Source organism: Oceanispirochaeta crateris, from assembly GCF_008329965.1.
Classification (GTDB): domain Bacteria; phylum Spirochaetota; class Spirochaetia; order DSM-2461; family DSM-2461; genus Oceanispirochaeta; species Oceanispirochaeta crateris.
Window position 1 is genome coordinate 2,948,374 of record NZ_CP036150.1, and the last position, 25,409, is coordinate 2,973,782.

Below are 25,409 nucleotides of genomic sequence, written 5' to 3' on the forward strand. Positions count from 1 at the left end.
TTAAATGGGAACTTGACCCAGAGAACCCCTGTCAATAGAATAACAACCGTTAACAAATTTCCGAGGTACTGATTCTAAAGCTTCTGCCTTCAACAGGCACAAACCATGAAGATTTACCCGCAAGGTTGTTCCGGAAACAGAACGGCCTCCCGTGTTTGGAAAGGAAATACATTGAAAAAGAATGGAATGATCCTACTGATAGTTCTTCTACCCTTTCTGTCATATGCAAAAGACTTCAATTTTGGAACATCAGAACTCCTAAGAATCCTAGGTTTAGAAACAGTCAAAGAATCAGAGGTTTCAATCGATCATCATCTTTATAAGGGGAGTTCCCTTTTAGAAATTCTTCCCTTGATGGAAGAGGTCTACCAGATGGAAATCCAAACCGCTTCTGAAACAATATTGATGAACGAAGAGGCCCTAGGAGAATTCTGGGCCGAATCCTGGTTGATTCCGAAAAAAGCAGGTCTCGATCTAATCTTCAATGGTAAAAAATACGACGATCTGGTTCAACTGAAATTCAAGGGTAGCCCCATGGAGTCAGAAAAACTGGAGATATGGCTCTCTTGGGAAGGCGTCGACTTACTGAAAGAGGAAATCCAGAGATTTGCAAGGCATCATAATATTGAAATCAAGTCGATTGAAGTCCCAAGCCCCGATTCCAAATTACAAGCTGTCGTCAGAGCCCGGGGAGAGGTTCCGGATCTCGTTATGATTCAGTCCAGTGCTGTAGAGAAACTAGTTTCCAGCAGAGCTATTCAAAACCTGAATTATGTACAGACTTCAAGCCTCATGGACCAGGGGGTGGAAGCGTTTACTCTGAATAATAAACTCTGGGCTCTTCCTTTTTATTATGATACTCAAATTGTTTTTTACAATAAGTCTCTCATTCCTGCCCCTCCCTCTGCAAACTGGACTCTCAATGATATGGAACAGATAGCCCGCAGTATTAAAGGCCAGGGGATTTATCCTCTGGCGTGGAATGCTTACTCATCCAACTGGCTTATTCCTTTCCAAATGTCCTTTGGAAAAGAGGATCTTATTGATGCCAACGGCAGGATATCTGTGAATGATATTGCTACAAAGAAAGCTCTGGAATACATCTTAAACCTGAAAGATAAAGAACTTCTTTTTCCCATGGAACGAGATGCGATGGATGCCCTTTTTATCGCCGGAAAAATAGGCATGATCATGAGCGGATCCTATGGCATCCCTTATTTTGAATCACTGGGGCTTAACTTTGGAGTACTCCCCTATCCTGTAAATCAAACAACAAGACGGCCTCTCTCTCCTCTTCTGGATTTTAAGGCATTTTGTATGACCCGTCAGACAAAGCACCCCATACTATCACGCCGGCTGCTTCAGTATTTGCTCAGTGCTTCTGTGCAACAGAGATTCTGTCCCGCCTTATCCAAACTTCCAGCACGTACAGATATCCTTGAACTCCCGGATATTGCCTACGGAGCTCTACCCGTTCTCGAATCTTCTATGGATAAAGGTACAATCATCCCACCCCTACAGGTTTACAGTATATACAAGAACAATATGTGGAAACTTCTCAGGTTCGCTCTCTCTGATCAGATGTCTGTTCAACAGACATTAGAAAAAGGACAGCTCCTGATGGACAATACAATGAATGATTAACTGATATTGAGGAGAACGAAATGAAAAATGTTAAAAATCTAGTTCTAAAAACCATTCTGCTTATCTGCCTTGGATTTGCCACGGTTTATACAACCGCAGCAACAGAAGTGGATGATGTTTCATCTGCCACACCCAGGGGAGATGGATGGAAAATTGACCTGATTGGTGTCCGAAACGATGAGATTTGGCAGAGTCAAATGACTTCTTGGAAGGGGTCTGAAGAAAGCTTGAAGGCTGAAATGGAGCTCGAAAATAAAGGGGAGGTGCATAACTATGGGGGAATCTTATTAAAAGAGATTATTGCCATGGTAGATGATCCCTCAGGCGGTATGCCCTATGAGTTTCAGGAAGACCTCTGGAATGAAGGGTATAATATTACATTAACGGCTGCCGATGGATACAGCTCCAGCTTTAACACGGCTGATGCCCGAGCCGAAGAAATCCTTCTTGTAGATACCATTGACGGCCAGACGGTCACCCCTCAAATTGCCGGAAAAATCACCGGAAAAGCCTGGGTTAGAGACCTTGTGAGTATAGAGTTAAGTCTGGCTCCTGTTGATCTGGAACAAAATAGTTTTGAGTTTGTCCTTGATATCAACGGTGAAAGCATCTCATATACCATCAGAGAACTGGAAGCCATGGACATCTACGTAGAAGACAAGGGCAGCTTCACCAACAGTTATTCAAACACAACAGAAGGTCTCTATGGTGGGGTAAAGCTCATACCGCTGCTCTCAGAGTTTATGACAGTGACCAATGATTCCGCCATCAAGATCATTGCCATGGACGGTTATGAAATGAGCTATAGCGGAGAGATGCTGCTGGATCAGGCAGATGGAGAATGGATACTCGCCTTCAAAGAGAATGGAGAGTATATGCCCGAAGATCCCGGATATATCCGTCTGGTGAAGGTTGGACCTCAGAATCCTAATATCACCGGTCATGTCTCAGCTCGAATGATTAAAAAGATAGTAACGGAAGGACAGGTTTTTATCGATTTTGCCCTGACTATCGTACAAAAAGATCTGACTGAAGTATTTGACAGGCAAACCATGCAAAGCGGAGTGTCTGTTAATAAAAATGCTGTTACTTACTACGACAGGAAAAGTGATTCTGATATACAGTACATGGGAATCTCACTCTGGAGGCTCCTAGAAAGACCACAGGGATACAAGGCTGTAAAGATTTCTGCCAGTGACGGTTTTTCAGTCACCCTTGATAATTCTCAAATTGAGGGCAACGATGATGTCATCATAGCCATGTATACAGGAAAAGATGAGTCTCTCCTCAATGATAAGGATTGGCCCCTCAGACTGGTATGGGATAAAGATGCAGAACTGGTGCCTGATGGAATAAAGTCTGTGCGGAATGTAGAGAAGATCACCCTGATATATTAGAAGCTATAGGGAATAGATTGCAGGGGCTGTGTTGACAGCCCTTTTTTCAATATGAAAGATAAGCGCCTTCCTCTACAGAGTCAACTCCTCGTGCTGCCCATACTGCTGTTGATCCTGCTCATTGGGATAGCTCCGTTCACAGGGGCCTTTCGAGATAGCTTCTATCATGATAATTACGGAGAGCAAAGTTTTGCAGGACTTGAAAACTATAAAATTATTTTAGGGGACGCAGCCTTTCCCTACAGCCTGAACATCACGGTTCTCTGGGCTTTTTTGAATGTCAGTCTCTGTATAGTATTTTCCTTTCTTCTGGCCCTCCGTTTAATGAATACAAAGAGCTCTTTTCTTCACCGGATGCTCCTCATTCCCTGGGGTATTCCCGTCTATATTGCCATCCCTCTCTGGAGAGCCTTTCTTCATGGCAACGGTGGAGATTCAGTCATCACCAAACTGACTGGACTGCACATCAACCTCATGATCGATCCAATTGCCGGTTTTCTGGGAGCCCTTTTGGTGAGCCTCTGGCTCAGCATCCCCATTACAACCTTTGTCTTTGCCGGACACATGCGAAAGGTGAGCCATTCTGTCATTGAAGCAGCACATCTGGATGGAGCAGGAAATGGAGAAATCGCAAGGCATATCTATATTCCGGAAATAAAAGACTCTCTTTTGGCCATGGCTGTCTTGAATTTCATCAAGGCCTTTAAGGAGTTTACACTCGTTTTCATGCTCACCTCAGGAGGCCCGCCTCTTTTAAGCGGAATAACCGACCGGCATATCGTGGGAGCGACAACGACTCTGGGAGTATTTTTGTATGAGGTCTTCCTACAGAATTCAGATTGGGGTATTAATGCAGCCTATGCACTGATTATGGCGGTTCTGGTCCTCTTTATCATGTCTTTGTGGATATTGATCAGGAAACAAAAGTCCCTAAGGATCTTCCTTATTTTCTCGGCTCTTGTATTGATTCCGGGAGGGAAACCAGTCCTTTGGATCATGGCTATTGGATATATGGTCTTAGTCCTCTTGAATAAAAAACAACTCATGAGGATTTTAGTCCTACTCCATCTAGGAGTGACTGTTTTTCTGGTGGTGACAGAGGGCTATTTGGCTGGATTTCATCCGGGGATACTACTCCCCCTTCTGACCCTCCTAATACAAAAAAAACAGGAAAGAAACTCTTCAAGGCAATTTCATATGCCTTTGAAGAACTGGAAAATCCAAGGTCCAGCTTTGACGACAGCTTCCGGCTTGATCATGGGATTATTCATCGTTCTCACAATCATTATTCTGTATATGCTCCTATGGATGAGTTTCTCCCGTATCAGTTCCTGCTTTATAGACAGCTTTGTACCTCCTTTATCTACGACTGAAAATTTCAGAATTATATTTGCAGAAGAAGGGATACTCCGTTACTTTATCAATACCTTTGTTGTTGCAGGAATCACAGCAGGGCTTCTCCCATTCCTGGTTTTCCCCGGAGCTGTCTATCTGAACAAAGCAGGAAGCAAAACAACTCTGACCTTTTTGGCCTTTATCCAAATAGTTGGAATTGCCGGCGGCATGCACTCCCTGATTCCCTTATACAGAATATTCAGAGCCTTCAGCTTGATAGACAACTACCTACCCCTCATTTTGATTTACCTATATCACTCTATCCCCATGGCCTTATTTGTTCTCACGGCATATCTTAAAACTATTCCCACTTCTTTTAGAGATCTTGCCAAGCTGGAAGGGATGGGAGAACATGCCTATGCCTTTAGGATTCTCCTTCCTTTATCTCTACCCCCACTTTTGACAGTTGTGATGATAGCCTTTGTTTCCGGATGGAACGGATTTCAAGCTCCTTTACTGTTTCTAAATAGTGAAGAAAAATATACCATCAGTCTGAAACTTTTCAGCTATGTGGGAAATCTGGCCTCGGGCAGTCCGGTTTGGAATCTTTTTGCAGCCGCCTCAGTGGCGAATACCCTTTTTATTGGAACCTTGTTTATGCGTTTTAGAAGTCCTATGACAACGAGTCCTCTTAGTGAGAGTGAAACAGATTAATTCATGCCATAGGAAGAAGAATAACTGAGAACCGAAGGGATATGAAGGATTGAATAAATGGAAGAGCAGAAATAAACCGGAGCAAAATGATTGCACTACCCCTCAGGGGGGTAGCTACATTGATGCACATTGTTTTAAATAAACAATATGCATCCTCATTGGGTAAACAGAAATGATCTAATTAGACTTCAAGAGTTCTAAGTCTAGCCATTTCAGTACGCCAGCTTTCAAGCTCTTTCAAGTCAACTTCTTTACCTTCACTGATGGCTCTGCGGCAACCTGTGAGTACAGGCATTTCTGCATCTGCGGCTTTTTCACAAGCTCTGGCTAATTTATGGGCAATTTCTTTTGGAATCAAAACAACACCATGGCGGTCTGCTGCAAGAAGGTCTCCGGGGCGGACTTTAACTCCTGCAAATTCCACATCACAATTATAGTCTTCAATATGAATATAGGCGTGTGTAACAAGAAGGCATTTTGCAAAGAATCCAAATTCCAGAGGACCAACCTCATTTAAATCCCGGACTCCACCATTCGTAATTGTACCAACACATCCTAGAGCCTTATGGACAGTAGCATTAACTTCTCCCCAGAAAGAACCGGATGGAGTAGGATCGATATCTTCAACAACAGCAATTGACGGACGGGGAGTTTTTTGAAGGATTTCATAATATTTCATGGAGTTATCCAGCTGCTCCTGTGTCGGTGCTTTGATTGCTGAAATCTTGGCGGTACAGGCATAACCGATCATGGTCTTACCATAGGGTAAAAAGCATTGAACCTCGGGAGTCATGGCCCCTTCGGTCCTTGGTCGAATACCAAAGAACTCTATTGCATTGGCTATGGTTGGGGTGTCAAATCTTCGAAGCCCTTCAATTTGAGCAGCAGTTAGTGTTTCAATTTTATCCATGATTTATTCCTTATTCATTCTGATTCATTCCATGATAGATTAACCTGCTTAAACAGCAAGGATGGGAAATGAATTGTACTTTATTCCTTATTAAAGGATGTCTTAATATAGTTGAAAATCTCATTTATAGCAATCCACTATAGACTCTGAGGACACGAGACTTCCTTCCAAAAGTGGTGTTTGGATTCTATTGCGGAACTCTATTCAACTGGTCATTTCTATTAAAATTCCAGCATAGATTCTGGCTGAAGAAAGAAGATCCTTTATGAAAATATTTTCATCTGTTTGATGAGCCCTATCCTCATTATACGGGAATTTTCCTCCAATAGCAGCAGCATTTTTAAGTGTCCGCGCATAGGTTCCTCCTCCCTGGACTAAAGGAACAGAGTCATGGTCTCCCGTTTCCAGTAGATATTCCTTGTGAAGCATCTTGATAAAAGGATCGTCGGAGGAAAAGTAAAGTGGTTTTGAATCAATTAAAAGTTCGGATTCCACTCCATATTTTTTGACCGCCGTTTGTATCGCTTTATATACCCATTCTCCTTCTACTGAAACAGGATACCGGAGGTTGAGGTCCAGTACGATCTGATTTCCTTTCAGAGTTAAGACTCCAGTATTCAATCGAAGGGAACCTGATTCTTCATCAGAACAGCTGCAGCCAATACGTTCACCATAGCAATCACTGCCAAAATTAGTATTATAGAAATCAATAAATGAACTCAAATTTGTCCTTAAGGGAAGAACAGATAAAAGCTTCATCATAATACTAATTGCATTGGTACCCAGTTCAGGCAGAGCCGCATGAACCGACTTTCCCTGTGTTTCAATAACAAGATCCAAAGCATTTTTTGTCATTTTACTAAGGTGAGCCAAATCTAATGGAATAAAGGCCCTTAGTTCTTCTAAACTTTGAGAGACATGACTCAATATGATCCGGCAGCTGTCTGGTACCATATTCCTATAACTTCCACCAGACAGTTCTCTCACCACCGGTTCTCCAGGGTTTTCTGCTGGCAAGGGATAAGTTAGTGTTATATCCTGAATTCCCATCTCACCATGTACTACTGGAAAATAACCATCAGGTACAATACTCTGAGCTGGTTCAGGATATTTCTCAAGGTATTTCGGTAAATCTGCTGATCCGGTTTCTTCATTGGTTCCCGCAATCAGCCTGATACTACGCCTGGGGACATAACCCGATTCTTTCAGTGCCATCAGAGCAAATAACACGGCTATAGCAGGGCCTTTATCATCCTGAGCCCCCCTCCCGTAGATCCGGCCCTCCACAACCTGTCCAGAGTATGGTGGATATATCCAGGAATCCTCATCTGCAGGAACAACATCAAGATGCACCAAAACCCCTATATCATCACAGCCAGCATCCGGATTTGTTGGATTCCAGAGTATATGACCAGCATAAGAATCGATATTACAAGTTTGAAATCCCAGTTCTTTTCCAAGAGACAAAAAAGCATCCAGACTTTCTGCCGGTCCAATACCAAAGGGTGCTCCAGGTTTTGGATCTCCCTGAATACTCTTTATACGAATCAAATTTGTTAAGGAACTTACAAGGTATTCCTGATTTTGATTCAAAATGGAATGAACTCTTTCTCTGATTTCTTCTTTATTGATCAATCTTCTGTTACCTCAATTTTTATACACTTAGAAACCAGTCCCCGGCACTGCCCCTTCAGGGTGATCACACCGCACTCACCCGGACTCGTCCTTATCCAGACAGCCCGCCGACCTGAAATCAAAGAAACTTGGGAATCTCCGATGATTTCACCGGGACCATCGATCTCTACAGAGAGAACAGCATCCATAAAACTTACAGGATGGCCAACTTGATCATCCACTGTAAATGTCACCCGAGTGGTATCCCAGGATTTGCAATTCAAACTCAGATCATCCGCATGGATCCTTAAGGTACTCGGAACCGGTTTTTTAGAATAAAGAACTGTTTTAACTACTTCATCTTTATATATTGCAGAGAATCGGACATTACGCCAGTCTGAACCCCAAAGTCCGAACAATGGTTTTTCGATGACCACCGGAGGAAATCTCAAAGCAGGAAACCGTTGACGATCCGGATAAAACCGACCTAGAGACTCTTCCCCGTAGTGAATATCAATGGCATCACAATTTGTGAAAATCACATAGGGAGGCATCATACCGATAGCCCGCTCACCACGGGCCCAGCGAGTGGATGGTTCAAGGACAACATTCTTTTCTGGAGAAATCTGGCTTGAATAGAAGTAGGCCGCCGGTTTTGGGAAACGGAACATATCCATGACACCGTGGTAACAGATTCTGTCCCCTGATCCAAACTGATAATGAGTGTTATAATCAAAGGCACACCAACCGATGGCGCCTGAAATTGCGGAATCTCGACGAGCATGATCCTGAACACGGGTATGACGCAGAGCATGTTCCACCAACCGTTCTTCCTGATCAAAGGACTTAGTGGGATACATATGACCATTATATTCTGATATAAGATAGGGAACTTTTTCTTTCAAGCCAGTGGCGGTATGCGGATCGATCAGAACGGAACGTTCTCCTTCATGGGTAAAATCATTGAAGGTGTAAACATCTTCAAGGAATTCGCTCCCCTCTTTAAATCGAATCCCGCTGGTTGGGCGGCTGGGATCCAGATTCCTGCTTAGATTATTCGTTCGTGTATAAAATTCCCCATGATCATCGGATTCATTGATCCTGACACCCCAAGAAATAATTGAAGGATGATTCCAGTCCCGGCGAATCATTGATTCTAGCATGTCACAGGCTTTATCCTGCCATTGTGTGTCCCCAATGAATTGCCACCCCGGCAATTCTTCAAAAACCAGAAGTCCAATCTCATCGCAACGACTAAGAAAATAAGGACTAGCAGGGTAATGGGAGGATCGCGTACAATTCAGAGCCAACTCGTTTTTCATTATCTCTGCATCTCGCTGCTGAGCCCTTGCTGGCATGGCATATCCAATGTATGGAAAGGACTGATGGCGATTAAGACCCGTGAGTTGTATTCTTTGCTTATTGAGAAAAAATCCATCTTCGGTAAAAGAGATTTCCCGAAATCCGATTCTAATACTCCGGGTATCTTCAACACCTTCGGCTCTAAGGCTTATAAGCAGGTCATATAAAAAAGGATTTTCCGTATCCCATAGAATCACAGGGATTTTCGGGGTACCGGTCAAAGTAAGAACCGATTCGCCGGGGACCAATTCCTGTTCTTTTTCAAGGGAAGCAACAACGTCTCTATCTTTCATAAGATCTGCTTTCAAATGAACAAGCCTGGTTTCTCCTGTATCATTTTTAACAAAGAGAGTATGGCTGTATTCTCCGAGGACACGGTCCGAAAGGACATAATCAGTCTTACTGTTTACTATAAATATTTCAGGATGAAAAACCAGAGTAACATCACGGTAAATCCCTCCATAGCATAGGTAGTCCAGAACATGCCCGAATGGAGGTATATGCGGATTTTCCCGGCTGTCGACTTTTACTGTCAGTAACAGAGGATTCTCTTGGGTAACAGACAAAGGCAGTTCTATAGTAAAAGGAGTGAATCCACCTTGATGGGACCCTACCGCCAAGCCATTAACAAAGACTTCAGCCGAAACCATAACACCATCAAACTGCAGCGACCATTGCCCGGCTTCCTCCTTAGGAGGCAGAAGGATTTCTTTCTGATAAGTATAAATATCCTGATAGATCTCTTCATCAAAACAATTTAAAGGGATCTCTTTTACCTGGTGTGGAAGATGAACTGTCTCACCTGAGATTTTATGGAATGGATATGATTCTTCAAAACCTTTGCAGAATATCCAATGATTCATTAATGGTATATTTTTCATTATGTTCCTCTTATTAAAAGCCCTTATCAAGATTTGCTCTCATTGGGTATTACCCCTTTACTGCACCTTCAGTTAAACCTTTGTGAATATGTTTAGAAAACATAAAATATGCAATCAATGAAGGAAGCATAACGATAACAATTGCAGCACTCAGATTTTGCCAAGAGCCAAACCGGCTGTCACTGAAGTGCATAAGAGCAGTGGTCAGAGTGCTCAGTCTATTTGCTGGCATATATAAATAAGGGATATACATATCGTTCATGATGGTCACCATCTTGAAAATCCCGAGAGTCGTCGTTGCAGGAATAACCAACGGAAGGATAATAGACCAGTAAACCCTCAAAGGAGAACAACCATCAAGGAAAGCACTTTCGTCGAGACTGATGGGAATCTTATCTATAAATTGCAAATAAATGTATAACTGCATCATGTCGGCCGCAATATATATCATCAAAGCAGACCATCTGGTATTATACAAACCCAATAGCTTAATGATTCCAAAGCGACTGATTTCCGTCACATAGGGGGGAATTAGCATTCCTAACATAAAAAGGAAAAAATAGATCTTTTTCAGTTTGAAGTCAAAACGATTGATGGCAAATGCAACACCTGAAGCAATGAGAGTATTTGCTAAAACGCTGAGCGTAACCAGAAGGATCGAGTTATACAATCCTTTAATGATATTGGCTTTGCCAAAAACAACCATATAGTTTTTTATGCTAGGGGATAGGGTTGGTTTCAATGGAAAATCGGTCCCCAACTCAATAGGCGTCTTAAAAGACGCAAAGAATGTTATGGCAACAGGAATAATGATCACAACAGATAGAAATACGAAAATAATTTGCATAATAATAGTGTTAATATTTATTTTTTTGCGAATCATCAATGTACCCTCGCTCTGACAATCATGTCCTGTATTTTGCTAAAACCTATAATCATTATTATCAAAAGGACAGCCATAGCGGAGGCAAGGCCATAGTCGTTATATAAGAAGGCTGTATTTAAGGTATGGAGTGTGAACGTTGTGCTGGCAAAACCAGGTCCGCCGCCTGTCATGACAAATGGAATGTCAAACTGCTGCATAGCACCTCTCATATTCATAAAGAGAACCAGTTCAATAACCAGAATAATTCCAGGAATTACGATGTATCTGAATTGATTCATTTCTCCGGCACCATCAATTTTGGCGGCATCGTATAGTTCCCTAGAGATAGACTGTAATGCCACATAAAATAGGATGATATGGAAACCTGAAAATCTCCAGATGGAGACCGCAACCAATACAAAATTTACGATTGCAGGATCACTCAACCAACGAATGGAAGACTCTATCCCCAAAACTTTGAAGGTCATGTCAACGGCACCAATCATCGGAGAGAAAACTGATGAGAACATATAAGAAACTGCAACACCATTGACGATATAGGGTACTAAAATTAGAATTTTATAGAAGTTCCCGTTCCTGATTCCCTTATCAAGCTGATAGGCCAAAAAAATTTCAATGGGGATAAAAATCAGATGGAAAAAAAAGTAAAGGGCATTATTTTTAAGACTACTTAGAGCAACACCGCCATCAGTAAAAAACTTTTGGAAATTGTATATTCCTACAAATTTTTTTACAGAATGGATTCCATCCCATGAAACAAAGCTGAGATAAATCAAATTTATTAATGGATAGACAACAAAGAGAATCATGAGAATTGTGGGGACAGTAAGGAGTACAAAAAGAGAAATGTACTTATCTTTGCCTCGAATATTTGTATACATAGACTTCCCTGGTTTCCACAAGCGAAAAGAATGATTTTATCCTTTTTTGACTGTCGGGAAAATTTAAAAATAAAGAAGACTTCAGCAAGTTTGAAACAAACTTGCTGAAGATTAAATTAAAACTTATGACGATTTAGAAGAGTCTTTCTCTAGCAGCTTTCCACTTGCTATTGAGTTCGGTCAACATAGTTCCGAGATCTTCCCCGGCAATCATTTTCTGACCCATCACTTTATAGTTAAACTGAATATCATCTACGATAGCCTGGAATTCTTCGCCTCCACCATCATAGACAACAAACTGGACCTCTCCACCTTTGACCTGACCTGGAATAGCAGATAGAACAGGAATGGGATTCTCAATTCCTTTGATAGTTGAGATTCGATCGGTATATTTAAGATATTCTGGATAATAATTACTGGTGAGAAACCAGTTCACAAACTTCTTGGCTTCCTCAACATTTTCACTCTTTCCGTTAACACCCAGGATTCCATCAGGCTGAGCCACAGTGAGCAGTGGACTATTTACATCATCACGCATGGGCATATAAAACATTCCGATATCGCTCATGTCACCATTCATATCAGCGACGATCTCGGTGAGTGCCCAAACACCACCAAAAATGGACGCACCTTGTTTAGCTGCAAACATATTACGGGCCTGATTCCAGCCGATACCAAGGGGATCTGGACCAAAAAGCTTCTTTGAATAGAGTTCATCAATAATTTGATAGGATTCATAAAAAGGAGTTCCCTCTGAAAAAGGCTCATCCTGAGAAGCCATGACATTCCAGTAATTACCATCATTGGCAACGAGACTTGGCATGAACTCATTGAAGGGATAGGTTGACCAAGCATCCTTGGCTCCCATCATAATAGGAATATATTCCCCTTTTTCTTTGATCAGTTCAAAGGCCTCAACCATTTCATTCCAGGTCTGGGGAATGGCAATTCCATACTCTTTAAAAATGCTCTTGCGATAGTATACGAATTCATTCTGAACATATGATGCAAGACCGATGACTTTGCCGTCTTTTGTCATCATATCAGAAAACTTATTTTTCTTTGCGGCATCCAAGTCACTCAAGTCAGCGAGGAAGTCAGAAAACTTGGTAACCATCCATGGTTTCATGTAGGTTAAATCCGACATTTCATTGGCAGAATTTCGGATCTTCATCATTTCATAGTATTTGGTTGAGCTATTGAAATACTCCAGTTCTATCACCACGCCGGATTCTTCTTTAGAATACGCATTGGTAACATTATTTACATCATTGAGATAGTCATAGACTGAATCTCCAACAACTGGGAATTTAATGACAGTTTTAGCCTCAACAGAATCAGACTGACCAGCGGCAAATACTCCCCCGACAATTAGAACAGTGAAAGTAATCAATAATAAAAATTTGGATTTCATTTATCTTCTCCTCGTTTTTATTCTAGAATGCCCCTCACCCTCTGAAAATGATCTATCTTTTGCTCTATTGATCAATCTTTAGTTTCTCTCGATACCTTCCTGGAGAAAGACCTGTAATTTTTTTAAAGATTCTTGAAAAGTGTTCCACCGAGCGATAACCTGTTTTCTCTGAAATAACATAGATAGGCTGAGGCTCTTCCTTTAACAGCTCACAAGCATGAGAAATTCTGATTTCTGTCAAAACATCACTAAACTTCTTATTCAATTCATGAGAAAAAAGATAACTGAGATAGGTTTTATTCACTCCCGCCTTAATCGCGGCTTGTTCTAGGCTTAAATCGGGAGACTGGTAATTGTCCAATAAATACTGATGAGCCGTTTTTACAGGTGATTTTATATGATCAGAAACAGAAGTTAAACGTTCATTCTGCAAATATTCCAGCTCTGACTCCATCACTTCAATGAGTTCATCCATGGATCTGGTTTCCTGTAAACGATTTAGAATGCGTGTCATTTCCTGAAAACGACGGCCAATAGCAAAAGATTCCCCTTCCAATAAAAAACGGCGGAAACACTCGAGGGCTGTATAGATTGCTTCCATTGGCGATGAGAAAGAAGAATCTTTGAATTCTTCTAAAAATGCATCAACCGCTTGTTGAAATCTAACACTGTCTGTGATTTTCAATATGGTCATCAAGCGATGAACTTTCTGCTCCAGTTTTACTGGATAGGAGGAATGACCAGAACCATGCCTATCACAGTTTAGGGGCGTAACAATTTTTAAACCTGGATTAAAGAATCGTTGATTCACCAATCGAACAGCTTCTGAATAGATTGCAGGAACATCTTCTACAGTCCACTTCTCCTTCCATGAAACACCTACAAAGCATGACATACCAAGGTACTGTTTTATTGAACTGCTGATATTCTGCAAAAGACTGTTCACTTTCATTTCAACATAGGCATCATTTCGCGGATTGGAATAAGAAAGAATAAGCACATATTCTTTGGAGCTAAGTGAAAGACTGTAATGATGTTTACGTCCTTGAATAATTTGTGTGATTACAGCGAGAGTTAAATTGATCAGATTTTCTGGTGATATACGGTCCGTCTCAAGGTTCTGATAATCGAGAGCCAGATCACATACAATTAGAATATCATCATGCAATAAAATGGAAGACTTAATGAGAATCTCTTTTGAGGATTCTTTCTGGTTGTAAAGCAATGTTCGAAGTAGCGTGTCCTGATCAGGTAGTGGGTGTCCTTCACGGTCCTGTGGTGTAATTTTTTTTAGCAGAGGAAGCAGATGCTCTGCATCCAGATCTTTTTTTAGTAAATAATCACAGGCGCCCAATTTAAATGCCTCGCGAACATAATCATAGTTATCAAAGGCACTAAGAACAATAATATGAAGTTCCGGATAAATTTCATGGGCTGCTTTAATCAAAGAAAGACCATCCCTCTCAGGCATTTCTATGTCAGTTATAAGGATATCGATTTTCCCGTCCTGATAAAGGAATTTCAAAGCATCTTCGCCATTAACAGCCACTCCTGCAATCATAAAACCTTCTTGTTTCCAATTGACAAGAGAATGAAATGACATCCTGACAAGAGGTTCATCATCAACAAATAACACGCGGTTCATTCTAGACATCCGATTATCTGGGGAAGAGGAAGACGCAGAGTAAAAGTAGTGAGTCCCTCGTCTAAAGAGACAGACACACCCCAGGGGCGGCCATAGCGCAAAAAGATCCTTCTTTGGATATTCCTGAGCCCCTTGTGTTGATCAATCTCCTCCGTGATGGAATTCTCTAAAGCAGAATCCAGAATCCTCTCAATTTTTGAAAGGTCTGCCTGCCCTGAGTCATCTTGAATCCGGATAAGCAATTGGTTTATTTCCGAGCTAGCACTTATAAAAAGATGTCCTCTCTGATCTGATTTTCTAAACCCGTGCTGAATTGCATTTTCTATGATAGGTTGCATAATCATTTTCATGATGACCAACTCCTTCAGGTTATCTGGAACCTGAATTGAATAATCAAAAAGATCTCCAAAACGAATTTTCTGTATATGAATATATCCGGTAACGCAATCCAATTCGTTCTCCAAAGTTGTAAACATTCCCGTTCTGTGAAGTAAACCGTTGACGATGACCATCAACTCCTTAGTCATTTTCACAACTTCTTCATTTCCACGGACTTGAGCTAAGATTTTTATCGAATTGAGGGTATTGATAAGAAAGTGAGGATTAATCTGAAACTGAAGGGCCTCGAGTTCCAATTTCAACGTTTCTTGATTCAAGTTTACCAATCTACGGTTCATTTGGAAGAAGGAGTCATAGATCTGTTGAATCTCTAACTGATAAGCCTCATTTATGATAATATTTTGATCACAACTCTGCTGCCATAATCCAATTTGCCCCATCCTATGCGATAGCTTAGATATAGGTTCCAGTATGGAGAATGCAAGCCGTTGGGTAAAAACCAGAAAAAATAGAAAAATACAGATCATTATTAAACAGAAAACAAGCGTAAACATCTTTAAGGCATTAAAAATTTTTCCCAAATAGCTGAATGATGTTTCGAAAACCCAGGGACTTCTTTTAATGGGATATATATTTTTTGCTCGCGTTTGGCTAAAGTCAGATTTTTCAGAATCAAAAAAGAGTACATCCCCTTGATGGTTCAATAAAGCATAAGATTCTTCACGGCCTTCGGTACGTCGTTTTAAGCTGTAAAGACTGTCGGAATTCATCGATAATATGATGGCTTCGACGCTGGAAAACCCTGTATGCTGAGGAGGAGCAATAACAAGATTGATCCTGGGAATGGATGACCGTTCTCTCGAGAGAGGAGTTAATTCTTCTATGATGATGACATCACCTTTATGTGTTTGCGCATCCTGATACCATTTTTCTTTTCTGATCACCTCGGCATCAACTAAAGGAGTATAGAAAAACATTTCTCCTTCATGTTTAAAAAAGAAAGAAATAGAGTCAATTTTGTCATTATAATTGGAAAGATTATCCAAATTCCCTTCAATTTCAAATATTAACTGAAGTTTTTTATCCCGTTTTTGTTCAAGACTGTAGTCTGAAACTGTTTGAATCAGATATTCGTTATGGGCGATAGTAGCCAAAAGAAGCTTTGCTTCTCTGAGTTCATTTTCAACATTGGAAACAATCTGCTGCTGAACAGAAACAACCTTATCCCGGACAATATTGATCTGAATATTAACAAGGATTAAAAAGAGAAGAGATTCCAGGATAGAAACTGGTAAGATGATATATAGAATCAGTGCTTTTCGAAAAACCTTCGTTATGCTCTCTTTTTGCATAAAATGAGTATCAAAGAAAATCCTTTATTATTCAATAATCATCTTTCACAAGAAAGATTGATTTCTGAAAATACTTATTAGCTTACATAAATTCTTTTTTGACTTATAATTTTACAGTCGGATGAGAAGAAGTTTTTCACAAAATGCTACAATAATGAGAATGGATCATCAAAAATAACAAAAAGTAGGTCTATAATTCATAAGAAGAACAAAGGATCTTAATATGAATAAAGAGCTTCATTCTAAGAACAAGAACATAGAGGATGTACTGAATCTCATTCCTTCAATGATTTGCACAACCACAAAAAAAGGAACTTTTGAAAGTGTGAATTCTGCATTTTCTGAAGGGCTTGGTTATTCACAAAAAGAATTGCGATCAATGTCCTTCTTTGATTTAATTCATCCAGAAGACATCGCACCAACTGAAAGTAAAATGGATTCTCTGCGTTCTGATAACAGTAAAATTATATTTACCAATCAATACAGAACTAAGAGTGGATCATACAAATTCTTCGAATGGGAAATGACCTGTTCAACTGATGGCACCTATTTTGCTGTTGCCCATGATATTACAGAACACATGGTAGCAAAAGAATCTCTGAATCAATATAAGCATATAGTTTATAGCTCTACAGATATGATCGCTTTCATTGATAAACAATACAACTTAATAGCCGTCAATGAAGCATTCTCTAAAGCTTTTAATTTGACTCCTGAAGATTGTATAGGAAAACAATTGGTCAGTGTTTTTGGTAAAGACATGTTTAATAACGCCATAAAGCCTCTCGCTTCCAAATGCCTGGAAGGAAAAGAAATAAAACAGGAAAACTGGCGTCATTATCCAGCTTATGGAAGACAGTATGTTGAAGCGGCTCATTACCCATATCGAAACCATGAAAATGAAATTATGGGGTGCGTTGTATATGTGCGGAACAGAACAGCACAAAAGCTGGCACAAGATGCTTTAAACGATGAACGACGCCGACTTGAGAGTATTATCGATGGTGCAAATATTGGCACCTGGGAATGGAATATCCAGACAGGAGAAACAATATACAACCAGAAATGGGCTCAGATCCTAGGATATACAATTGATGAGCTGGCTCCCATTAGCGTCAAAACTTGGGAAAATCTGGCCCATCCTGACGATCTAAAACAATCAGGAGATCTCCTTAAACGCCATTTTTCAGGAGAGTTGCCATATTATGATCTTGAATGCCGGATGAAGCATAAGAACGGCAGTTGGGTCGCAATACATGACAGGGGGAAGGTTGTTACCAGAACCGCAGATGGAAAACCGCTGATGATGTATGGCACACATTCCGATATTACAGAGCGGAAACAGATTGAAGAAGAAAGACAGAGATTACAAAAAATAGAATCTCTTGGGATTCTGGCAGGAGGCATTGCACATGACTTCAATAACCTTCTTGCTGGTATTTACGGCTATATTCAATTAGCAATGCTGGAAACCAAGGAAGAGAAAGTAAAAAACTATCTCGCAAGGTCTTTGAGCAGCACAGACCGGAGCCAAACCCTAACTCAACAACTGTTGACATTTGCCAAAGGCGGTTCTCCCATAAAAAGAATTGCAAAACTTTTTCCATTGATTAAGGATGCAGCACAAATGGCTCTCAATGGATCAGCAATTTCCAGCCACTTCTTGATAGATGAAAACCTATGGTCCTGCAATTATGATAAAAACCAGATAACTCAGGTCATAGACAACATCACTATAAATGCCATACAAGCCATGCCTAATGGCGGAATGATTGAGTATTCTGCCCGTAATATTGTTTTAACCAGAAAAGAGAATCATTCGCTAGCTGCCGGAAACTATGTGAAAATATCAATACGTGACAACGGGATTGGAATGTCGAGTGAAATTCTACCAAGAATTTTCGATCCTTATTATACAACAAAGTCAAAGAGTAATGGTCTCGGCCTTGCAAGCTGTTTCTCAATTATCAAAAGACATAATGGTTGTATAGATGTTGAATCAACACTGGAAGAAGGAAGCACTTTTCATATTTACTTACCTGCATTCACAGAAAACTACACAGAAAAACCGGAAAAATCTAAGAAAGTCTCATATGCACAAGTTAAAACAATCTTAGTCATGGATGATGAGGAACTAATACGGGAAGTAATAAAAGAACAACTAGAAACCTTAGGGTATACTGTAGTTCTCACAGAAAATGGAAATGAAGCAATAGATTTTTTTAAGGCAGAGACGGCGGCAAACCGCAAGCTTGCAGGAATGATATTCGACCTGACTGTTCCCGGAGGGATGGGAGGGAAAGAAGCAATCAGGAAGATTAGAGAAATATGTTTGGACACGCCGGCTTTTGTTGCCAGCGGATATTCGACAGATCCCATTATGGCGAATCCTGAAGGGTATGGATTCAATGCAAGTATTAGTAAACCCTTTATGATTCAAGACCTAACAGAAATGCTCGAAAACCATTTGAAAAGGGTTTGAGTATTGGACATCATTTTTGCATAAGGACAATTAAAAAAAATCCCTATATGGTTATGATTCCAATGGAATCCCACCAAATTAAAATCACCATAAATTTCCGATATTCTGAATTGAAGCCCCTTGGTGGTAGAGTCGTGATTTCTAATTCATGACGATTCTCTGACACTAGAACACTTTCACTGAAAAAAAGCTCCTGCGTCTCAGCTATTCACAGGAAGATTCTCAATATTCCTGTCATCAGAAATGTTTTTGAAGATCATGATCCCTTCCCCATGAGCCCAAAAGGCACCAATAAACTGACCGAGGGCCAATGCGGCTATAATGCCCGTGAATCCAGCAATCCTAGCCCCCAGAAAAGAGAGGGGAATGATAACCAGAATATATGCAAAAAAATTAAGCCGTGCCGAAGACCGGGGATGACCCGAGGCATTAAGAGATTGATTGATCCAGGTCATATAGCTGAGGGCCGCTGCCGCAAAGGCTGTGATTTTTAAATAGAGGACGATCAGAGCAACAACCTGAGCCTCGGAGCTGAAGATTCGAGCCAGGGGTGCTGCCAGAAATTGAAGGAGTAAAATTACCAGAAGGCCGTAAACCAGAGACAGCCTCAATGATATTTGCCGAATCCGATGGACTCTATCCATTTTTCCGGCTCCCCAGTTTTGTCCTACCATGGGAACAAGGGCAATGGAGAAGGCCATCATAAAGATTTGAATAAAGCTTTCTATTCTGCTTCCTGCGGCAAGGGCTGCTACCGCGGCGGCTCCTCCACTGGAAGCAGCTAGGCTTGTGAGAACTCCCCGGGTCAAAGGAGGGAGCAGTTGTGTCATAGCCGCAGGGATACCGACATGCAGGATGCGCCCCCAGGATTCCCGGATTTCCCTCATATGAGGTCGGGAAAATTCCACAAGACCCGCATGAAAATGGAGGAAGCTGAGAGTGGCAATCATTCCAATAAAACGGGAAAGAACAGTAGCATAAGCGGCACCTTTAATACCCATGGCTGGGACAGCGAAATATCCGAAAATAAAGATAGGGTCCAGGATAAAATTCAGAACGGCAATGACCAACATAACAATCAAGGGTCTAATCATGTCCCCTGTAGCTCTGAGGCTACTATCGCTGATGGGGGGCATCATGATGGTCATGGCCCCCAGATACCAGATAAACATATAATCTTTGACAAGCCGAAGAGACTCTCCTGAGGCTCCCATAAGTCTGAAAAGGGGGTCCATAGTAAAGAGACCTGTAATGCTGACAAGTCCTACAAGAAAAATGGAGAGGAGGATACCATCTGTGGCTGTTCTCTTCATGAGGTGATGATTCCCCTGCCCCATGGCCCGGGAGATAACAGAACCTGCTCCCAGACTGATACCAGATGAGGCTGAACCGATTACCATGATGACCGGAAAGGTAAAGCCCATGGCAGCCAAAGGCTCTGTTCCCATTCGGGAGACAAAATAAGTATCCGTAATATTAAAGAGAATAATCCCCAAAAAACCACCAATACTGGGCCAGGTAAGAGAGAGAAGCTGCTTGAGAAGAGGCCCTTCAATGAGGGTTGGTTTGTGCATTTTCATTGGAGATGATTCTATAGTAGTTTCATACTAACAGGAAGAGACGGACAACCTGGAGTAAAGTATCATCCTGCCCTACATTCCCAGGAAAGATAACATAGGGGATTCCAGGAAAACGACTTTCCTCGGCACAGCGCCAAACAGGAATACCAGGTGCAGCCTGTCCAAGAACTTCAGCTCTTTGAATTTCCAGAGCGTGAACAGCCATATCATGACTTGTGATGCCTCCCTTGCTTAGAATAAAAGAAGGGCGGATGTCTAAAGAGCGGACGATCCTAACCAGTGAGGAAGATATCCGTGCGGAAAATTCAAGATCAGTCAGCCCTTCACTACTTTCAGATGCCGATAGAAAACCACCGGAAGGATTGTCTGTATAGAGGCAGGGAGTCTGTCCTGCAAGAAGACTTTCCCGGAGTTTCACCGAGAGAGAGCTTATTTCTCTTTCTAGAGAATCCTGGTCAAGCGCGCTTCTAACATTGAAGGGGAGAGCTTCCACGAGCTGTGAATCAAACAAGGCTTGCAGTTGCCGGCGACTTTTTCCCACATATGATCCAGCAATGACCAGCCCGGGACGTCCGTCGTCCACAGGAGAAAGCATCTCTTTTTTTGTGAGAAATGGACGGGCATCCAAACCGGCAAGAACCCGTACAAACGCGGCGGCTGAACGAAATATAAAGCGTTTACCCCGGGATGCCAGCTCTGAAAAAGCACAGAAAAAAACCTTTAAGTCTTCATAAGAAATGGTGTTGACGATAACCCGCTGGTAATCTGTACAAGTGAAAAGGAGTTCTCGAAGAGAGTCCAGATCCCCCTTTCGAAGCAGTTCCAGGGGAATGGAAAGAACATCCTTCGCCAAGACTTTCCCTTGAGTTTTTTCCTGCACATAATCTTTCAGATCTGAGGAATGAAAGGCAAAGCTGGAATCTTTTGCAAATTCAGTCTGGGCCGCAGGAACAAGAAACTCCCCTTCTCTAACATAGTGGATGTCCTTCAGAGTGAAGCGGCCTCCCTCAGGAAAGAAGGGGATTAGGATTTCTCCATCCATTAAACCCTCCGGCTCCAAAGCAGCCGCCAGGGCTTCCGTCTCCAGAGGATAATGTCCCCGCAGGGTGGAATCACTTCGGGAAATAACAAGAAGTTCTCCCGGCGCCATAGCTTTAAGATCCCGTCCCAATCTGCGGTGAAGCTCTTCAGTCTTCAAGGCTGAGAGAGAGCGTGAATTTGTAAGAATATAAACCGTGGGAGAGATGTCATTTAAGGCGTTTTGTAGACTCTGGTGATCAAACCCTGTATAGACAGGAAGGTCATACACGGTTTGAGATCCTGTAGGATCATCGTCCAGGATAATGACCTTTTCATATGTTTTGCGGAGGTTCTGTACTGCGGCCAGCCAACGTTTGTCCCGCTCACTTTGAGGGAGAGAATATTCCGGCAGAGACTCAAGAATCTTTATATTTAGTTTTTTATGATTCATAACGACCTCTTTATTATTTTCTTTGACCCTTAAGTAACATCTATCTTGAATCGTAACGGCGAGTAAAACATTTCTTGTGATTTATCTGGCTCAAAAATAGTATTTCATCCATGCATTCCTATAATACTAATCCCTCTTGATGTAACAACAACTGTACTTATACTAAAAAACACCTGGACTATTTTAAACGAATGCCTTTTGGATTCGGGGAAATAGCGTTCTATTGAATCGATTCCTACTTAAATCTTTTTTGACAGTAAACAGTAATATCCTTCAAAGACTCAATACGGCGGGACATGTTTCCATCCCGAATATAAAACTGTTCATTTTTTCCTCCGCTTTTGCTGGTCATCGTAGTAAACAGAGGCTGTGAAGAAGACCTGACTGACACTTGGCAGATGTCTTTTCCATGGACTTCAATAAACTTAACATCTACATTCCTACTGACAAACGTTCCGTACATAGCTGAAGCAAGATTTCTCAAATGAAGTTCAAAGGTATCTCTATCTGGATGCTTAAGACTCTGGTAGTCCTGTTGAAGTCCCAAAGGTTTTCCATCGTCACTTACACCGATAAGAAGATCTCCACCCGCACTATTTCCAAAAGCTGCAATGGATTTCATGATGACTTCTTCCAGTTTTTTATTGACACAGTTATCCCTGTAATCCCAGCGAAGAGAAGACTTAAACTCCAGTTTTTTACTCTCACCCTTCTCAATTACCTGCAACAGAAGCTCTTCCTCAGAAAGACGACGCCGTTCACGGTAATTTCCAAGAAAAAATAGGATGATCAACACCAGAAAAAGCAGAAAAAACGGGATTGCCGCCAGGACATAGAAACGGTCAAACTGACTGAAAAATAGATCGGACTCGGGAAGTATGAAACCAATAGAGCTGCCATATTCATTAAGCTCATATAATAAAACAAACCACTTTTGCTCATCATATTCAATATGGTATAGATTCTCCATTTCTGAAGAAGAAATTTCTTCCAGAACATGTTTGGTCAGATCATAATAATAATTATAATTTTCAGAGCCCTTTTCACCAAGACTGCCGGACCATCCCTTCAAAGGAGCACTATTCAAGGGAATCGTTATAAACTCACTCTTGCTAAAGGATGAAAAGAGAATGCCATCTTCATCAAAAATATCTTTATAGAATTCAATAAAACGGAGGAGGGAAATATCAAGTGAGATTGTTTTTCCAGATGCAGAAGGCATCTCCAGAGTCACTGAAAAACCAGGTTCTCCTGTAGAAATTAGAGAGTGTATATTTGAAAGAAAGATAGTATCCGAATTTGATTTGGAGTCTTCTGGCAAATCCTTCATTTCTAATGGGATCTGTCTTATTTCTTCGTTTCCATTAATTTCACGGAGAATAAACCGTCCTTCCTCCAGAATGAAAGAATGATACTTCATCCCACTTCTGTAATTAATAGCGGCCACACCGGGTAATGATCCAGATACAGCTCTGTTTAATAGGTTAAGGTTTGAATCTTCAAAATTCTCTGAAAAATCACCCGCTTCAATCCAGAAGGCTGAATTTGATAAAAAGTTGATCCATTCCGGCAAAATTGTCTGCATCTCACGATAAGGCCTGGAAACAATAGAATCAGACATGCTGTCATTCAGAAAATCTTTCAGCCGATTACTTCCTGCCATTACGAAAATGAGAAAAAGAGCTAACAGAATAGAAACAAAGGATAGAATCAGACTTTTATTGCTTTGAAAGAAATTCACAGCTTCTCCTGATCATTCAAATGGATTTTTTTAGATACAATATCATTGAATTGAGAAGAGAATAACCTTTTTAAACATGCGTTGCAAACTTCCATCCTGATATGCCCAAAGCGAGATTATCCAGAGTTGCATTTAATTCTCAAATGATTGGATTTATTCAGACAGATACTTTCATCATTCTCGGCGAGAATCTCTCCTGCATGGTCAGGATGACACAATTCAAAAATTTTAACCTTCTTTACATCTTTGTCAAACTTAGCCATTGTTGTCTGCAGATCATGAACCGCGGGAATTTTCCAATCCAGTGCACCCACAGACTCTTTAAAAAATCTTGAACTGTTTTTTCAAAATCATAGAGACTTTTACTTCTCACATATATTTACTTGCATACAGTATTTTAAATATATACTGCATACAAACAGATCTCTGGCCAAACTCTTTTGTAATTTCTTCTTTAAAATAATTTTATATTTATTAACCAATTTCTGAATGTATTACCACACTCTTGTATTAGCTGGTTTCAAGACTATGCAATAATTTTAACGCTGGTTTAAAATCGGGGGCTAGTTTTAAAACAATCCGGCAATCCTCAATGGCCGATTGCAGTTTTCCTGCAGCGGCCAGAGTTTCTGCCCTGGCCGTAATGAACTCAATATTGTATGGCTCTGCTTTGATACACTCTTCAATGTCACTCAATGCGTCTGAAAGATTTCCATTGACTCGAGCATGCACGGCTCTATAATAACGGGCTTTTGTTTGTCCCGGATTTAATTCAATCGCCTGATTAAAATCTTCAAGAGCTGCGTCTTGCAAATTACTTGAAAAATAAGCCATTCCTCTATGAACAAGAATAACTGCCCTTATATCATTATTGATCTTACGAAGAAGTATCGTGGAATAGATCTCAATTGCCTCACTGTAGTGATTCTCGTTATGGGCAAGGAGTCCGCGGAGCAAAAGAGTATCAATGGTCTCCTGTATAATACTAGGGGGCTGATTTTTCTCTGGTGCCCTGGATTCGGATTCTCTATCCTTTTGTGGATTCTGGCTGATACAATCATAAAAGTCTTTTCGCCGCTGATTGAGTGCGGAGTTGAGTTCTCGCTGGTAAGCCCTTATTTCCTGAAACATAATATCAGACAGTGTAAGGTTCGCATTCAGTGCCGCAAGTTTTCTTTTCAATGGTTCATCAAGAGGTGAAAATTCTGACTTATAGACCAGCTCATGTTCAACTTCTGCCCAGGCTTCCTGTAGGATGGTACGGACCTGAATTTCACAAACTAAGGGATTTAAAAAATCGAGGATGGGTGAATCGGAAGAGTAAGTATCCTCGGGTAGAACAATGAGAAAATGAACTGATTCATAACCAAAATATTGATAAGGATACTCTGCTCCTTTAACCTCATACTCTGTGATCTGAAATAATTCCTGAAGCATATTGGAAATAGCCTCAATCTCTTCCAGAAAAGGGCATATAATTCTGATTCCAAGAATATCTGTAATAGCTAGGGGCTTTTTGTCTTTACCCAAACTGATATTTCTAAGAAATTTTGCATGCCAGCTGGAAAATTCTTTGACACGATGACGAACCGTTACGGATAAACCCTTTTCATGAGCTCCAGCATAAATCATATCGTTCAGAATATTGAGAGTGGCAGAGAATGCAGGAAGAGCTTCATTATAACGGGTCTCCAGTTTTTCCTTAGCTTCGATGTGAAAGGTTGCTTCATCCATATTTACCTGCAATTATAGTATACTAAT

The 25,409-nt window shown here is 41.0% G+C and carries 17 protein-coding genes and 1 riboswitch; of the genes, 4 read left to right on the forward strand and 13 right to left on the reverse strand.

The window, feature by feature from the left end:
* Positions 1 to 46: 46 nt before the first annotated feature.
* Positions 47 to 182: riboswitch (molybdenum cofactor riboswitch) on the forward strand.
* The 3 genes from EXM22_RS13420 to EXM22_RS13430 all read left to right on the forward strand — a co-directional run bounded on the left by EXM22_RS13420 (position 172) and on the right by EXM22_RS13430 (position 5,090).
* The gene (locus EXM22_RS13420; RefSeq protein WP_149487021.1) at positions 172 to 1,644 is read left to right on the forward strand and encodes a sugar ABC transporter substrate-binding protein; all 1,473 of its coding nucleotides are present in this window, start codon (positions 172 to 174) and stop codon (positions 1,642 to 1,644) included. It overlaps the preceding riboswitch by 11 nt.
* A gap of 20 nt (positions 1,645 to 1,664) precedes the next feature.
* The gene (locus tag EXM22_RS13425; protein WP_149487022.1) at positions 1,665 to 3,041 is read left to right on the forward strand and encodes a hypothetical protein; all 1,377 of its coding nucleotides are present in this window, start codon (positions 1,665 to 1,667) and stop codon (positions 3,039 to 3,041) included.
* Between the two features lie 51 nt (positions 3,042 to 3,092).
* Positions 3,093 to 5,090, forward strand: a complete 1,998-nt coding sequence (locus tag EXM22_RS13430; RefSeq protein WP_149487023.1) for an ABC transporter permease — start codon at positions 3,093 to 3,095, stop codon at positions 5,088 to 5,090.
* Between the two features lie 181 nt (positions 5,091 to 5,271).
* On the opposite strand, the gene EXM22_RS13435 is transcribed toward EXM22_RS13430, so the two are convergent.
* The 8 genes from EXM22_RS13435 to EXM22_RS13470 all read right to left on the reverse strand — a co-directional run bounded on the left by EXM22_RS13435 (position 5,272) and on the right by EXM22_RS13470 (position 16,374).
* A complete protein-coding gene (locus EXM22_RS13435; protein ID WP_246157021.1) occupies positions 5,272 to 6,000 on the reverse strand; it encodes an RraA family protein in 729 nt (242 codons plus the stop codon).
* Positions 6,001 to 6,204: 204 nt separating this feature from the next.
* A complete protein-coding gene (locus EXM22_RS13440) occupies positions 6,205 to 7,635 on the reverse strand; it encodes a Sapep family Mn(2+)-dependent dipeptidase (RefSeq protein ID WP_149487024.1) in 1,431 nt (476 codons plus the stop codon).
* Entirely contained in the window at positions 7,632 to 9,857 is a 2,226-nt protein-coding gene (locus EXM22_RS13445; protein ID WP_149487025.1) for a glycoside hydrolase family 2 protein, read from the reverse strand. Before EXM22_RS13445 ends, EXM22_RS13440 begins: the two co-directional genes overlap by 4 nt.
* Before the next feature lie 49 nt (positions 9,858 to 9,906).
* Complete coding sequence (locus EXM22_RS13450; RefSeq protein WP_149487026.1) at positions 9,907 to 10,740, reverse strand: carbohydrate ABC transporter permease; 834 nt, start codon at positions 10,738 to 10,740, stop codon at positions 9,907 to 9,909.
* Positions 10,740 to 11,624, reverse strand: coding sequence for a carbohydrate ABC transporter permease (locus EXM22_RS13455; RefSeq protein WP_149487027.1), 885 nt, complete (start codon positions 11,622 to 11,624; stop codon positions 10,740 to 10,742). Before EXM22_RS13455 ends, EXM22_RS13450 begins: the two co-directional genes overlap by 1 nt.
* 133 nt (positions 11,625 to 11,757) lie before the next feature.
* Entirely contained in the window at positions 11,758 to 13,038 is a 1,281-nt protein-coding gene (locus EXM22_RS13460; RefSeq protein WP_149487028.1) for an ABC transporter substrate-binding protein, read from the reverse strand.
* A 64-nt stretch (positions 13,039 to 13,102) separates the two neighbouring features.
* A complete protein-coding gene (locus EXM22_RS13465) occupies positions 13,103 to 14,674 on the reverse strand; it encodes a response regulator transcription factor (protein WP_168203504.1) in 1,572 nt (523 codons plus the stop codon).
* Between the two features lie 5 nt (positions 14,675 to 14,679).
* Positions 14,680 to 16,374 carry a sensor histidine kinase gene (locus EXM22_RS13470; protein WP_149487030.1) on the reverse strand — a complete coding sequence of 565 codons (1,695 nt, stop codon included), beginning with the start codon at positions 16,372 to 16,374 and terminating at the stop codon, positions 14,680 to 14,682.
* A gap of 223 nt (positions 16,375 to 16,597) precedes the next feature.
* On the opposite strand from EXM22_RS13470, the gene EXM22_RS13475 reads away from it, so the two are divergent.
* On the forward strand, positions 16,598 to 18,856 hold the full coding sequence (locus tag EXM22_RS13475) for a hybrid sensor histidine kinase/response regulator (protein WP_149487031.1): 2,259 nt from the start codon (positions 16,598 to 16,600) through the stop codon (positions 18,854 to 18,856).
* 200 nt (positions 18,857 to 19,056) lie between these two features.
* Here EXM22_RS13475 and EXM22_RS13480 read toward each other — a convergent pair whose 3' ends face one another.
* The 5 genes from EXM22_RS13480 to EXM22_RS13500 all read right to left on the reverse strand — a co-directional run bounded on the left by EXM22_RS13480 (position 19,057) and on the right by EXM22_RS13500 (position 25,382).
* A complete protein-coding gene (locus EXM22_RS13480; RefSeq protein WP_149487032.1) occupies positions 19,057 to 20,436 on the reverse strand; it encodes an MATE family efflux transporter in 1,380 nt (459 codons plus the stop codon).
* 22 nt (positions 20,437 to 20,458) lie between these two features.
* Positions 20,459 to 21,907, reverse strand: coding sequence for a four-carbon acid sugar kinase family protein (locus EXM22_RS13485; protein WP_149487033.1), 1,449 nt, complete (start codon positions 21,905 to 21,907; stop codon positions 20,459 to 20,461).
* Between the two features lie 235 nt (positions 21,908 to 22,142).
* Positions 22,143 to 23,648, reverse strand: coding sequence for an AlbA family DNA-binding domain-containing protein (locus tag EXM22_RS13490; protein WP_149487034.1), 1,506 nt, complete (start codon positions 23,646 to 23,648; stop codon positions 22,143 to 22,145).
* A 116-nt stretch (positions 23,649 to 23,764) separates the two neighbouring features.
* Positions 23,765 to 23,962 carry a DUF302 domain-containing protein gene (locus EXM22_RS13495; protein ID WP_149487035.1) on the reverse strand — a complete coding sequence of 66 codons (198 nt, stop codon included), beginning with the start codon at positions 23,960 to 23,962 and terminating at the stop codon, positions 23,765 to 23,767.
* A 196-nt stretch (positions 23,963 to 24,158) separates the two neighbouring features.
* Positions 24,159 to 25,382, reverse strand: a complete 1,224-nt coding sequence (locus EXM22_RS13500; RefSeq protein ID WP_149487036.1) for a (p)ppGpp synthetase — start codon at positions 25,380 to 25,382, stop codon at positions 24,159 to 24,161.
* Positions 25,383 to 25,409 lie beyond the last annotated feature (27 nt).